The 13,697-nt window shown below is 63.8% G+C and carries 14 protein-coding genes; 6 read left to right on the forward strand and 8 right to left on the reverse strand.

All coding sequences use genetic code 11. The annotated features are described in order from the left end of the window. Positions 1 to 26: 26 nt before the first annotated feature. Entirely contained in the window at positions 27 to 875 is an 849-nt protein-coding gene (locus FV139_RS03340) for an oxidoreductase (protein ID WP_148066798.1), read from the reverse strand. Continuing rightward, on the reverse strand, positions 875 to 2,083 hold the full coding sequence (locus FV139_RS03345; protein WP_213004009.1) for a hypothetical protein: 1,209 nt from the start codon (positions 2,081 to 2,083) through the stop codon (positions 875 to 877). Before FV139_RS03345 ends, FV139_RS03340 begins: the two co-directional genes overlap by 1 nt. Before the next feature lie 145 nt (positions 2,084 to 2,228). Here FV139_RS03345 and FV139_RS03350 point away from each other — a divergent pair, with 145 nt between their 5' ends. Continuing rightward, positions 2,229 to 2,699, forward strand: a complete 471-nt coding sequence (locus FV139_RS03350; RefSeq protein ID WP_148066800.1) for a YbjN domain-containing protein — start codon at positions 2,229 to 2,231, stop codon at positions 2,697 to 2,699. An 83-nt stretch (positions 2,700 to 2,782) separates the two neighbouring features. Here the strand turns inward: FV139_RS03350 and FV139_RS03355 are convergent, their stop codons facing one another. Continuing rightward, positions 2,783 to 3,985: a cytochrome P450 gene (locus FV139_RS03355; protein ID WP_148066801.1), complete on the reverse strand. Its 1,203-nt coding sequence runs from the start codon at positions 3,983 to 3,985 to the stop codon at positions 2,783 to 2,785. Between the two features lie 2 nt (positions 3,986 to 3,987). Beyond that, positions 3,988 to 4,437 carry a 2,4'-dihydroxyacetophenone dioxygenase family protein gene (locus FV139_RS03360; protein ID WP_148066802.1) on the reverse strand — a complete coding sequence of 150 codons (450 nt, stop codon included), beginning with the start codon at positions 4,435 to 4,437 and terminating at the stop codon, positions 3,988 to 3,990. Between the two features lie 205 nt (positions 4,438 to 4,642). Between FV139_RS03360 and FV139_RS03365 the strand changes: the two genes are divergently transcribed. From FV139_RS03365 to FV139_RS03375, 3 genes are all read left to right on the forward strand, one after another. Beyond that, complete coding sequence (locus FV139_RS03365) at positions 4,643 to 5,065, forward strand: YqaA family protein (RefSeq protein ID WP_148066803.1); 423 nt, start codon at positions 4,643 to 4,645, stop codon at positions 5,063 to 5,065. A gap of 75 nt (positions 5,066 to 5,140) precedes the next feature. After that, positions 5,141 to 5,770 (forward strand): GDSL-type esterase/lipase family protein, encoded by a 630-nt coding sequence (locus tag FV139_RS03370; RefSeq protein ID WP_148066804.1) that lies wholly within the window; start codon positions 5,141 to 5,143, stop codon positions 5,768 to 5,770. 69 nt (positions 5,771 to 5,839) lie between these two features. Next, complete coding sequence (locus FV139_RS03375; protein WP_148066805.1) at positions 5,840 to 6,625, forward strand: cyclase family protein; 786 nt, start codon at positions 5,840 to 5,842, stop codon at positions 6,623 to 6,625. A gap of 29 nt (positions 6,626 to 6,654) precedes the next feature. Here the strand turns inward: FV139_RS03375 and FV139_RS03380 are convergent, their stop codons facing one another. Further along, the gene (locus FV139_RS03380) at positions 6,655 to 8,469 is read right to left on the reverse strand and encodes a DEAD/DEAH box helicase (protein ID WP_148066806.1); all 1,815 of its coding nucleotides are present in this window, start codon (positions 8,467 to 8,469) and stop codon (positions 6,655 to 6,657) included. A 202-nt stretch (positions 8,470 to 8,671) separates the two neighbouring features. On the opposite strand from FV139_RS03380, the gene FV139_RS03385 reads away from it, so the two are divergent. Then, positions 8,672 to 9,358: an OmpW/AlkL family protein gene (locus FV139_RS03385; RefSeq protein WP_148066807.1), complete on the forward strand. Its 687-nt coding sequence runs from the start codon at positions 8,672 to 8,674 to the stop codon at positions 9,356 to 9,358. Positions 9,359 to 9,390: 32 nt separating this feature from the next. Here FV139_RS03385 and fnr read toward each other — a convergent pair whose 3' ends face one another. Then, entirely contained in the window at positions 9,391 to 10,134 is a 744-nt protein-coding gene (gene fnr / locus FV139_RS03390; protein WP_148066808.1) for a fumarate/nitrate reduction transcriptional regulator Fnr, read from the reverse strand. 83 nt (positions 10,135 to 10,217) lie between these two features. Then, positions 10,218 to 10,946, reverse strand: a complete 729-nt coding sequence (locus FV139_RS03395; RefSeq protein ID WP_148066809.1) for a hypothetical protein — start codon at positions 10,944 to 10,946, stop codon at positions 10,218 to 10,220. A 165-nt stretch (positions 10,947 to 11,111) separates the two neighbouring features. On the opposite strand from FV139_RS03395, the gene FV139_RS03400 reads away from it, so the two are divergent. Further along, positions 11,112 to 12,482, forward strand: coding sequence for a hypothetical protein (locus tag FV139_RS03400; protein ID WP_148066810.1), 1,371 nt, complete (start codon positions 11,112 to 11,114; stop codon positions 12,480 to 12,482). 46 nt (positions 12,483 to 12,528) lie between these two features. Here FV139_RS03400 and FV139_RS03405 read toward each other — a convergent pair whose 3' ends face one another. Next, positions 12,529 to 13,695 carry a dipeptidase gene (locus FV139_RS03405; protein ID WP_148066811.1) on the reverse strand — a complete coding sequence of 389 codons (1,167 nt, stop codon included), beginning with the start codon at positions 13,693 to 13,695 and terminating at the stop codon, positions 12,529 to 12,531. Between the last annotated feature and the right edge of the window lie 2 nt (positions 13,696 to 13,697).

Consider the following 13,697-nt stretch of genomic DNA (forward strand, 5'->3'; position numbering starts at 1 on the left):
TTTACTCCATTGGCTGTTGCCTGCACTCACTCCCCGGCCGGGTAGTCCACCGACAGGGAAGTCTCCTCCCAGGCATCCAGACGCGCACCGATGCCCGCAAGTTTTTCACGGTAGCTCGCCAGCAGCCCCCTGCCCAGCACCAGCGTAGGGGGCGGGTCTTCCATAGTCGCCAGCTGTACAAATAGTTGGGCCGCCCGCCGCGGATCGCCCGGCTGCTTACCGTCGATGGCGGCAATCATGTCCAGCCGGCTGCCGACATGCTCGGCGTAAGCCGGTAGCCTGCGGGAACTGCGCTGCATGGAGCGCCCGGACCAATCAGTGCGAAAGGCCCCCGGCTGGACAGTCGTCACCCGGATGCCCAGCGGCGCGACCTCCTTGCCGAGGGCCTCCATCAGCCCCTCCAGCGCGTGTTTGGACGCGCTGTAATAGCCGGTACCCGGGTTCGCCATCAAACCCGCCTGGGATGAATTGTTGAGTATCCGCCCGCTGCCGCGCTCGCGAAAATGCGGTAACACCTCCAGGGTCAGGTAGAGCGCGCCGAAAAAATTGGCCTCAAACATTGTCCGCACCGCGACCTCCTCGCCTTCCTCCACCGCAGCCACGTAACCATAGCCCGCGTTATTGACCAGGACGTCGAGCTGGCCAAAGTGGGCAATGCTCCGGGCCACAGCGTCCCTGCGCTGGCCGGCATCGGTCACATCCAGTGGCAGGCACAGGGCCGTGTCGGGAAAGGACTCGCCGATATCCGCTACCGACTCAACCCGGCGCGCTGTCACGACGACCCGGGCCCCGGCGCCGAGTGCACAGAGCGCAATCTCGCGACCAAAGCCGCTGGAACAGCCGCTGATGAGCCAGACGGTGTCATCTATCTGCATCACGCTTCCTCCACGCTGGCGAGGCGCCAGGCATAACTCGCTCCCCGCGCGGACAGTTGCCGACGACGCCCGGCAGGATCTACCAGCGGTGTATCCGCAGGCAGGGTCTGCGCCAACTGGCCCAGCGGGACCAGGCGGGAACGAACCCCCAGATCACCACCGGGCCGACCGCCGGCAAATTCGGCCCAGCGCAGGGTAAGAATCCCCTCGGCGAGGTCATCGGGATCGAGCCAGTTGTGCAGGCCTGGATCGCGCAGGGACAACACGAAAGTGTAGGTGCCGTCGCCGTTGGGCATTGCCTGGTGGCTGTTGAGGCAGCCAGTGCGCTCGACGATCTCGTTGCTGGTTCCCCAGACGTTGGTGATAGGTGCAATGAAGTAGCCAGCACCTCCCATGTTCACATCCAGCACCAGCGCGGTATCGGAATCGGGCAGGGCGAAGTTGCCCATGATGTAAATCTGGTTGCGCAGTGCGCCATCGCTGTCCCGATCAATGGTGTAGCTGAATTCATTGGGCGTGCGATCCATGGCCTGGGCATTCCAGCGAGTGGTGTTGAGCGCCCACTTGTTCAAGTAATCCCTGATCAGCGCTACATTCTCCGCCTCACTGCGGGGCGGCCGGGACGGCGGCCCTCCAATACGCTCGACGCTGAGTTCATTGGCACGGTCTTCCGCCCAGTCAAAGATGACGTCGCGAATATAGAACTCGTGGGCCTCGGGGCCAGTGCGGACATGGTTGGCACGGCTGCCCTGGGGGTCGCTGTCGACATAAATCTCGAAGTACCCCTCACTGTCGACCACCAGGTCTTTCCCATCCAGCAGCCCAACGGTCTGCATGGTGGGACTCCACAGGGTGAAGTAGTTCTCCACCAGCCGGCGTTCCGCCACCCGCCCCCGTATCACATAGCGTTCCTCACCGCTGACCGGGATCACCCGGTAGATGCTGTCCGGGTTATCGATACCCCAGCGGCTACCGGGAATATCCCGCCCCCGCAAACGGTGTGGCAGGCGGGTGATGGTGACGACTTTCGGATACAGGGGGTCCTGGTTCAGCGCCCAGATGACGGCGCCAAACATGACTTCCTCGAAGGCGCGATCGAAGCAACTGTGCATCGCGGCACCCGGCGCGGCGAGGTCCAGCCACATGGCGCGAACGCGCTCCTTCTCCGCCACCACCTCGGGCAGGTGAAAGTAATACAGCGCGAGCATTTCATGCTCTCTCTGCACCGCTGTATCGACAGGATTGAAACACCGCATGAAATGTCCTCCTCGTGTCCAGGGCGCGCCGTCAATGGCTGGCAGCCCGCCCCGCCCTGGCGTAGAATCGCAGCTCGTTCAGAGGTCCGCCGATAGTATGTCCACACTGCACAAACCCAACCGCGCCCTGCTGGAGCGCTGGATGGATGAAACCAAGGTCGCCTTCGAACTCTGCGGGGAGTGCGAAGGTCTTCACGTGCGTGCGCTGCAGGCTCTCGAAGGCGTGGTGGACAGCCGCCTGTTGCTGGAACACTACGGCCTGGTGTTCAGTACCGGCCTCGAGGTTCGCCCCATGGCGCTGCTGCCGCTGGCCGCAGATCTCGGGCGGCTCAACATGGACTTCCCCCACCTGAAGATTTTTCTCGACATTATCGATGACGCCACCCCGCAACTGGTCATCGCCGGGTTCCTGCCGGTCCACGCCGGCCTGAGCCGGGAACAGTTCGCCGCCTTCGTGGTAATGACCATGGAAGGCACCCGACAGTTGGCGGAGGAATGCCTGCGCCTGGATTACCTGTTCCCGGAAGGCGACCCGCAGCGCGGCTCTCCCAGTCGCTCCCTGCACTGACCTCGGCACGGCAGAGCGGCACCCTCGACCCAGGCCTCCCCTATGCCTCGCACGCCATGGCAGGTGTTGGCGACGAGTCCCGGTCACACCGCCTCGCTTACTCGCACCGGCATCTGCTTGAAGCCGTGAATCAGGTTGGAGCGGATGAACACCGGCGCCCCGACCGATTCGATGCCGGGCCCGAAGCGACGGAAAAACTCCTCAAAGAAGACCCGCGCCTCGAGTCGCGCGAGGTTGGCGCCCAGACAGAGATGGATACCGTGCCCAAAGGCCAGATGGGGGTTGGGATCCCGGCTGATGTCGAACTCCAGCGGATTGCTGAACACTGACTCATCAAAGTTGGCGGAGCTGTACAGCATCACCACCCTGTCACCCTCGGCGATGCGCTGGCCAGCAATGGTGGTATCGCAGGTCGCGGTACGGCGGAAATAGTGCAAGGGGCAGGTCCAGCGCAACATCTCTTCAATGGCCGCAGGTAGCCCCGCAGGGTGCTCCTGCAACTGCCGGTAGAGCGACGGACGCTGCAACAGTTCGTGCATGCCGGAGCTGATCAGGCTGCGCGTGGTCTCGTTGCCCGCCACGGTCAGTTGCACGAACAGGGAGGCGAACTCCAATTCCGAGACCGTCCGGCCCTCCACCTCCTGGTCGATCAGCAGGGTGATGAGATCATCACCGCCCCGTCCCTTGCGCTCTGCGGCCAGTTCGTAGCCGTAGGTGCCCATCGCCACCGATGCCTGATTGACCTCTTCGGGAGTACCCCCAAGGTCGGGGTCCGTACCCGAGGTCTGCAGATCGGACCAACGGCGGATTTGCGGCCACATGGCCTCGGGGATATCCAGCAGGGAGCAAATCACCGCGGTGGGCAGCTCGCCCGCCAGGTCGTCGACAAAATTGATCACCTCGCCGCACGGCGCAGCGTCGATGACGGCCCGGGCGATTTGCCGCACCCGCGGCTCGAGGGCGGCCAGCATACGCGAGGTGAAGCGGGAGATGACCGCCCGACGGATGGGACCGTGGTGGGGCGGGTCCATTCCCAGCAACTGGGACTGGGCCATCGTCAGGATGTCCGGCGGCATGTCATCCACCATGACAAAGCCCTGCTGCGCCGAAAAGGTCTTGAAATCCCGCGACACCGCGACAACTTCCGCGTGCCGGCTCAGTACCCAGTAACCCCCGCCGTCCGGGTGCTCGTGCCAGTACACCGGTGCATTGGCGCGCAACCAGGCGAACTGCTCATGGGGTATGCCACCCGTGTAATGATCCGGGTTGTAGATATCGATCTGCATGTTCAGTCGGTGACCAGCACATTGGGACGTGGCAGCCCCCGCTCTTCGCACATGGCGTAATAGAACGCCAGGGTCAGGGCGCCATCCACCACCGAAGTGATGTTGCCCTGGGCATCGAGATTGATATTGGCGCCATACATCTGGAACCAGACCCGGGTGTCGTCCTCGATGCACTGCAAGGTATGCTCGGAGCCCGCCGGTTCATACAGGAATGAGCCCGCCCGATTGACGTAGTCGTACTCCCGGTACTTCCACGCCCCCGACGTGGTATAGCCGTAGACCGGCCCGGTGTGGCGGTGGGTCTCCACCTCGTAGCCGGCCTGAAAGATATTCTCGATGACCCACAGCCCTTCTCCCGTGCGCACCTGCAGCACCTTGAGCTTGCTGCCATCGCCAATATCCACGAAGGGCAGGTCACCGGCGCCATAGTGCACGGCTTCCGGGGTTGTCATCGCTGTTCTCCTTATGCGTCGATGTCATCGCCAGTTCCAGCCTAGCCTGCAAGCAGTTCCGGGGCCAAAAATGCGGGCTGAATAGTTGAGCCAACGCCCGGCAATCCTTCTGCAAGCGAGACAACCTCCGGACTTCGCGCGGTGCAGTTTCGCGGTACCATAGCGCCATGCCATTACCGCGCACACAGCCCGGGGAACCGCTCCCGTGACCGCCTACCTGACCCTGTTCGCCACGGCGTTTCTCGCGGCCACCATTCTGCCGGCCTATTCCGAGATCCTGTTTGCCGGCCTGCTGAGCGAAGGCTATGACCCCTGGGCCCTGTGGCTGTGGGCAAGCGCGGGCAACACGCTGGGTTCCGCCGTCAACTGGGGACTGGGGCGCTACCTGCTGGCCTACCAGGACCGGCGCTGGTTCCCGTTCAAGCGCGACAAGTTGAACGCCGCCCAGCGCTGGTTCCAGCACTACGGCGTGTGGACCCTGCTGCTGGCATGGCTGCCCCTGGGCGGAGACGCGCTGACCTTTATCGCCGGTGTGATGCGGGTTCGCTTCAGTGTCTTTATCGCGCTGACCTTCATTGGCAAGAGCCTGCGTTATGCGGCACTGGCGGGTTTGATGGCACTATTCTGACCACTGGCCCCGGCTATCGGCCCGGGCCACTACACATCGGCCCGGAGCTACCACTTATTCGCGGAACCCAGAGACATGAAATACCTACGCGCCCTGATACTGTCTGCCTCGCTGCTGTGCGTTGCGAGTTGTAGCGAGACCACCGACCTGCCCACCCTGCAGGCCGGCGCAGTGGTACTCGCCTTCGGTGACAGCATCACCCATGGTACCGGGGCGGGTAGCGGACAGAACTACCCGACGCTGTTGGGACAGGCAACCGGCTGGGAGATCATCAATGCGGGCATTCCCGGAGATACCGCCCAGGCGGCACGGGAACGGATCGAACCACTGCTTTCCAGACACCGGCCGGATCTGGTCATCGTGGAACTGGGGGGCAACGACTTTCTGCGTCGCCGCAACCCTGCCGAGGTCAAGGTTGATCTCGAGGCGATCCTGTCCAGGGTAGCCGCCGCCGGTGTGCCCGCCGTGCTGGTCTCGGTGCCACAGTTTTCCGTTTTGCGGGCGACCATGGGCGCCCTGAACGACTCCCCCATTTACCGTGAACTGGCGGACGAAAGGGACCTGCTGCTCATCCCGGACCTGCTGTCGGACATTCTCTCGCGCGAGGAGTGGAAGGCCGATCCCGTGCATCCCAACGCCGCCGGCTACCAGGCCCTGGCCAGCGGTATCCACGCGGCCCTGCAGGGGGCTGGAATTGCCCCCTGAGGCGAGGGTACGGACCTGTCTTTCGCTTCTATACTGAGCCTATGCCGTCCCTGACCGAGGCCCAGCACCATGATCTCCTCACGCATCGCCAGCAGCACCCTGCTGCTTCTGCTCCTCGTCACCCAGACCGCCGCCGCAGAGCGCTGGATCGACCTTACCCACACCCTGTCCGATAAAGCGGTGTTCTGGCCCACGGCGGACCCCTACCAACGCGAGACCGTGTTCGAGGGCATGACAGAGGGTGGATACTTTTACTCCGCCTATGTCTTCAAGACCGCGGAGCACGGCGGCACCCATATCGATGCACCGGTGCACTTTGCCAAGGGCAAACGGACGGTGGACGAAATCCCGCTGTCGCAGCTGATTGGCGACGCGGTGGTGGTGGATGTCAGTGAGGCAGTCGCCTCCGACCGGGACTACCGGGTCAGTGTGGCCGATCTGCAACGCTGGGAAAGTAGCCACGGGACGATCCCCCGGGGCAGTATCGTGCTGTTACGTACCGGCTTCGGCCAGTTCTGGCCCGATCCGGAACGCTATCTTGGCACCGCCCTGCGCGGCGAGGCGGGCGCGGCAGCCCTGTCATTCCCGGGGCTAGGCACCGCCGCCGCCGACTGGCTGATTAGCGAACGGGGACTGGCAGCGGTGGGTATCGACACGGCGAGCATCGACTATGGCAAGTCGAGGGACTTCAGCACCCACGTGCGATTGATGAAGGACGATATTCCCGCCTTTGAAAATGTGGCTGGCCTGGAGCAACTCCCCGCCACCGGTGCCTTCGTTGTGGCCCTGCCCGCCAAACTGGCAGGGGGCAGCGGGGCCCCCCTCAGGATCGTGGCACGGATCGCCGGCGACTGAGGTCCAGCCCTGGCGGGAGGACCTGCGGATCAGGACTTGCGGGGCTTCCTGTCGGGCTTGCCCCCCTTGGCCGGCTTGCCGCCTGGCTTACCACCCGGTTTGCCTTTCGACTTGCCGCCAGGTTTGCCACCCGGCTTTCCACCTGAATCGGCGACAGGACTCATCTGCAAGCGCTGCCCGCTGACCCAGACATTCTTCAGGTGGGTGAGAATCTCCCGGGGCATGCCCTCGGGCAGATCGACGGTGCTGTGATCGTCAAAAATGGCGATGTGGCCAATATACTGGCTGTCGATCTCCGCCTCATTGGCAATTGCGCCCACAATATTGCCCGGTTTGACACCGTGGCTGTGGCCTACCTCGATGCGATAGCGGTCCATGCCTTTCGGCGGGCGCTCGTCCCGGGGACGCTCCTGGCGCTTTTTCGCCGGACCGTCGCCGTCCCTGCCGGGGCGGGGCCGGTCACGGAACTCGCGTTCGGGGCGCTCTCCCCCGGCGGACTTCTCGGCCTTGCCGCCCGTGGCCCGGGTCGGCCCCAGGCCCTGTTGGTCCTGGGCCAGCAGTACCAGTGAGGCGGCAATGTCGATCACCGGTATGCCCTCGTCATGCTGGTACTTCTCTATCATGGCGCGGGCGGCGGCGAGATCGCGGGTGGCCAGGGTCTCGGTGATCTTCTGGCGGAAGCGGTCGGCGCGCTTGTCGGCCACCTGCTCGGCACTCGGCAGCTCCATCTTCTCGATGGACGTATTGGTGGCGCGCTCAATAGCGCGCAGCAGGCGGCGCTCGCGGTTGGCCGCAAACAGAATCGCCTCGCCGCTGCGGCCGGCTCGACCGGTGCGGCCGATGCGGTGCACGTAGGCTTCCACATCGTAGGGAATATCGTAGTTGATAACGTGGCTGATGCGCTCCACGTCGAGCCCGCGGGCCGCCACATCAGTGGCAACCAGGATATCGATGCGTCCGCTTTTCAGCTGGTCGACGGTTTTTTCCCGCTGGGCCTGGGGCACATCGCCGTTCAGCGCCGAGGCCGCGTAGCCCCTTGCCGCCAATTTGTCGGCCAGTTCGCTGGTGGCCAGGCGAGTACGCACAAAAATGATAACGGCGTCGAAGTCCTCGACCTCCAGGATGCGGGTCAGTGCATCGAGTTTGTGGACCCCCGCCATCATCCAGACCCGCTGGCGAATGGATTCGTTGGTGACCGTCTTTGCTTCCACCGTGACCTGTTGCGGCTCCTTCAGGTGCTGCAGGGCGATGCGCCGGATCGCGTCGGGCATGGTCGCGGAAAACAGCGCCACCTGGCGCTCTGGCGGGGTCTGGGTGAGCACCCATTCGACATCGTCGATAAAGCCCATCCGCAGCATCTCGTCGGCCTCGTCCAGCACCAGCAACTGCAGGCTGTCGAGCGACAGGGAGCCCCGGCGCATGTGGTCCATAACCCGCCCTGGCGTGCCCACAATTACGTGGACACCGCGCTGCAACTGACGCAGCTGACCCCGGTAATCGGCGCCGCCGTAGAGGGGCAGAATGCGGAAACCGTCCAGGTGGTGGGCGTACTGCTGGAAAGCTTCCGCCACCTGGATGGCCAGCTCCCGGGTGGGCGCCAGCACCAGCACCTGGGGCTCGGCCCGGGACAGGTCCAGGCCAGCGAGCGCTGGCAGGGCAAAAGCCGCTGTCTTGCCGGTACCGGTCTGGGCCTGACCCACGAGGTCGACGCCCGACAGCAGAACGGGAATGGTGCGCGCCTGGATGGCTGAGGGGGTTTCGTAGCCCACTTCCCGGATCGCCTTTAGCAGGGTTTCGGGAAGGGCAAGGTCCGCGAAAGTAATCGCGTCGGGTGCAGTAGACATGGGGGGGGAGCTCGGGTAATGGCCGCCTATTCTAGCGGATTACGGTGCCCGCGTCAGTACCCGGCCCCCGCCCCGCCCCGCGGCCCCACCGCGCCGGCAAAGGCCGTTTCCTTGATTCAGATCATGATGCCCCGGGCCGCGCTGCCCTATTCTGCACATCGTTTCCAAGGATCATCATTTTCAGGAGCATCAGGAGTACAACATGAAAACCATGACCCGTATTGCCGTGGCAGCCGCACTGGCCTGTGGTGTTGCCGGACAGGCCTCTGCCTACGAGGCGGGTGATTTCATCGTCCGGCTGGGAGCCGCCACCGTCAGCCCCAACGAGGACAGCGACAACATCAATCTGCCCACCGAGCCACCGATCTCGCTGCCGGGCATCTCCATTGATAACGACACCCAGCTCGGTATTACCGGCACCTGGATGTTCGCAGACAAGTGGGGCGTGGAACTGCTGGCTGCCACCCCCTTCGAGCACGATTTCAAGGTCAAGGGACTGGGTATCGACGGCGGATCCGTCACCCACCTGCCCCCGACACTGAGCCTGCAGTGGTATCCCAGGGGCGGCAGCAATGGCTGGCAACCCTACCTCGGCGTCGGCCTCAACTACACCTTTATCTACGACGAGGAAGTCAGCGGCATACTCGAGGGAACCCTCGGCGCCGTACTGGGTGCCAGTCGTGCCGACCTGAAGCTGGACGACTCGATTGGCCCCGCCGCACAGGCCGGAGTGGATATCCCGCTGGGGGACAATTTCGGGCTGAACATCGGCGTGTGGTACATCGATATCGGCACCGAAGCGACCATCGTCACCGATGTCGGCAAGGTGAAATTCGACGTGGATATCGATCCCTGGGTCTACAACGTCGGCATTGCCTGGCGTTTCTAGGGCCGGGAGCCATGCCCGCCGCCAGTACTAACCTAGGCCGCCAGCATGTCCGACAGGGCCTGCGGGTCGCACAGTTCGACCTCGCGGTTGTCGACGACGATGATGCCATCGCGCTGCAAACGGGTCAGGGTGCGGCTCACGGTTTCCACCGTGAGGCCGAGGTAGTTGCCGATGTCGCCACGCGACATCGGCAGGCGCAGGCGGGTAGCACTGAGATGACGGCGGGCGCTGCGGTTCGAAAGGCTGAGCAGCAGCACCGCGATGCGCTCGGTGGCCGAGTTGCGACCCAGCAGGGAGACCAGTTGCCGGTCGTCACTGATTTCACGGCTCATGAGCTGGAGGAAATGGCGCCGCAGCTTGGGCATCCGGTCGGTCAGCTTGTCCAGCGCCTCGAAGGGAATTTCACAGATGGCGGAGGTTTCCAAGGCAACCGCTGAACTGCCGTGGCGATTGTCGGCAATGCCATCGAGGCCGACGATCTCTCCCGGCAGGTAGAAGCCGGTAATGTGTTCCCGGCCGCCGTCGCTGGAGTGGTACACCTTCAGCGCACCGGCGCGCACCGCGTACACCGAGGTGAAGGGGTCGCCCTCGCGATAGAGGTGGGCATTGCGCTGCAGCGGACGGCCCCGCTGAATGATATTGTCGAGCTGGTCGATGTCGTCGCTTTCCAGCGCCAGCGGCAGGCAAATGCCGCTGAGGCGGCAGTCGCCACAGCGAACAGCACTGCAGGCTGCGGAATTGTCTGATGCCTTGGAGGGTATGAATCGGGCGTCCATCGTGTGCTCGGCTTGCCGGAAAATCCCCCTATGATAGCAATCAGGGCGGCTCCGATACCACTGCGGGCCGCCGCCCCGCTACTTCAGCTGTCGGACACCGCAACCTGGGGGGCGGTGGACAGTCCGGTAATAGGGTCCATGGCCTCTTCCCCACGGGCGTGGAGGATAATCCGGTACAGCATGCCCGACGCCGAGCCGTAGAGCAGTGCGTTGGTGACCATTTCCTGGGTATCCACCTCACCGGCGGCCCGCAGCAATTTGGCGAAGGTGGCACAAAAGTTGTCGGAGTGGCGCCGCCGGACCTCAGTGCCGTAAAAGATTTCCTCCATGTGCTCCGGGTCGTCGCGCTGGCTCATGGCCAGGGAAATCATCTTGCGTATAAACCAGGCGTGGTCGCCACTGGTGGCGAGGGAGCGCTGCTCGGAGAACTCCTCCTGAGTAATCACCCCGGTTCCCGTGGGCCCGCAAACCGACATATAGTGAAAGCCGGCAATGGAGCCCAGCTGATCCTGCACCAGGTTGAGCAGCTTGAAGTAGCTGTCGCGACGGGAGTGCAGTTCCAGCCGCCGGGCGCTCATTTCCTGCAGGTTGATGGCCTTGGTATTGGCGGTGATCTCTTTCTGTTGCATGAAATGGCCAATCACCAGCCACAAGAACGCGAGAGGGGCGAAGGCGCCCTCGAGAAAACTGCCGATATCGGCGGTGGGCAGGTGCAGGAAGCGGTCCCAGCCGACGATGCCCAGCAGATACAGCAGGCCCGCGGTAATCCAGGACGCGGTGACCCCCAGCCCAAATGCGACACGCCAATCCATAGTGCGTTGTTCCCGGCAGCGGTGGAGAGGAGTTACAACAGCTTGAATCACCAAGCACAGCGCAGTTTAACAGACCCGACATCACCGCATAGGGCCATTTTTTCTTCTGTATGGCACGTAAAATGCTAGTAATTTGATAGTAATAACTATTGAGGAACGCCGCCTATGCCCATACCGCTGAGCCCTGAACACCTGAGCTGGCGTTCCACCCCCGGCATTCTCGGCCGCTACCCCTCCAGCCCGCAATCGGTACACGCCCTGCTGGGGTACTTCCTGCGGGATCGCAACTCCCCCACCCCCTTCCCGGGCCGGGACATGCTGTTCGACAACTCGCTGTTCGAGTGGGGAGTGGCGCCGCCGCTGGAAAAAGTGGTCAGCGGTGGCGATGAATTACAGCTGCTGATGGGCTTGCCGGAGGTGCAGCGGCACAGCGTCTCCATCGTGGAGCCCTGGCCCAACGTGGGCATCAACCTCCAGGGAGAAGAGGTCCGCGCCTCCAAGAATGTGGCCTACATCCTGCAGCAGGTGGCCGACGCCGACTCGATCCTGTACCCGGTCTGGCAGAGCGGGGTTGAAAACCCGCAGCGGCTGGCCAACGTGCTCAGCGCCGGCCTCGCCACGGTGGTCCAGGGTGGCAACCCCGCCGCCTATGACCCGAATACCTTCGCCGGCCACCGGGGCGGCTACGAAGACATCCTCGGCCTGATCGAACAGCTGCTGTTGCGCCGCTCCACCGGCAGCGCCCCCTGTATCTTTATCTGCCTGGGCCACCAGCTGGCCGCCGTGGCGCATATCCGCCTGCTGCAGCGGGCCGTGGCCGCCGTGGAGACACTGGATTACCTGCCGCTGGATCCCGGCGGGCGGGCCCTGGGTGCGCTGCAGCGGGTCTGCCAGCGCATCGCCGCCATCGGCGCCGAGTTACCGGTCAAAAAGAACGGCGAGATCGTGGCCCAGGGCTGGCACCATCCCCGCTTTGCGGTGGCCCCCAACGAACTGATCGAGGTGGGCCCCCGGCGCCTGCAGCCCTACCTCTGTCGCGATGACGCCCACCTGCCGGGAGAATTGCTGGACACCCACGCCCTGATCGCCGATGAACTCGAAGGCGTCATCGACAGCATGCTGTCCCAGGAACGCGAGTTGAACATCGCCATGTTCCACAGCGACGAGGTCAACGAGGAGGCCGCCCTGTTCGCCAACTGGGCCTACAAGCTGCTGCACGACACCATCGTCCCCCTGCGCTACGAGGTGGCCGTCAGCCCCCTGTCGTGGTTACTGAGCCTGCCCTACGCGATCGAAATCATGTCCCGCACCGAGGTCGCGCCCAATGTCTGGACCGAGGTCTCCACCACCTGTATTTATTACAAGGACTGGGAAACCCACCGCATCAGGCGTTCCTTCACCTCCCAGTTCCATCCCGAGTTGATGGCGGACATCCGCGATATCGGCAAGCGGGACGGACCGCGCTATGCGGAGCTGAAGGACAACGACGGGGTGCGACTGCTGGTGCGACTGCTGTACCACGGCATGCAGGAGTAGCCGCCGTTCCCATCCGGCCCCGCTTCAGGAGTATTCACAAGCTGCCTCAGCGAGGCAGGTTGTCCTGCAGGAAACGCAGCATGTTGCCGCCCATCACCTTGCGGATCTCGTCCTCGGTGAAGCCGGCCTTGAGCATCTCGTCGGTCAGCACCACCAGTTCGGACGTATCGAAGCGGGTGGTCACCGAGCCGTCGAAGTCGGAGCCGAGGGCGACATGCTCCGCCCCGACCAGGTCGATGCCATAGCGCATGGCCGCGACGATATTGGCCGGCGTAATGTCGCAGACGGCGCCGTCCCAGTAACCCACACCGATAATGCCGCCACCCTCGGCGATCCGCTGCATCAGCGCATCGCTGATATTGCGGGGACCGGGGCAATGGCCGTGAAAGCCGGTGTGGCTGACGATCAGGGGACGTTCGCTGCGATCCAGTACATCCTTCACTACTTGTGGCGACGAGTGAGCGACGTCGATCATCACCCCCAGCCGCAGCATCTCATCCACCGCCTGTTCACCGAACGTCGTGAGTCCGGCACCGCTCTGGCCGTGCAGGGAGCCTCCCAGTTTGTTGTCGAAGAAATGCTGGAGCCCCATCATCCGGAAGCCCGCATCATAGAGCACTTTGACATTGTCGAGCTTGCCGTCGAGGGCGTGTGAACCCTCGGTGCCCAGCAGGCCGCCCACCACGTTCTCGCCCTGCGCCCGCCGCGCCATCAACTGCTGCAGTTCCGCCACATTGCGCACCAGCTGCAGGTCGCCGGGTGCACGGGCAGCGAAATCCGCCAGTTTTTCGGCCTGGTACAACGCCCGTTCGGCGAGGCTTCCCCAGGTGCGTGGAGGCCAGGCCTGGGCGACCGCGAGCAGGGTGATATTGTCGCGGCTGTCGGTGGCATTTTCCTCGTAGTTCTGCCCGGCAGGAGACTTGGTGACCGAGGTAAACATCTGCAGCGCCACATTCCCCGCCTGCAAGCGGGGAATATCCACCTGACCGCGGTCGGCATGCTCCAGCAGGTCCCGTTGCCACAGGGTGCTGTCCGCGTGCCAGTCACCCACCACCAACTGCTTGTGCAGTGCCTTGGCCGCGGCTGACACCGCGTAGGGTTCGTGGGGCTCCACCACGTTCATGCCACGTTCGATTCGGGCCGGCGCCAGCGCGAAGAAAGCGCCGACGCCGACAACGACAAGCAGGAGTGCCAGCAGAAGCAAACGTTTCATTT

This window comes from Parahaliea maris (assembly GCF_008064665.1).
Taxonomy (GTDB): Bacteria; Pseudomonadota; Gammaproteobacteria; order Pseudomonadales; family Halieaceae; genus Parahaliea; species Parahaliea maris.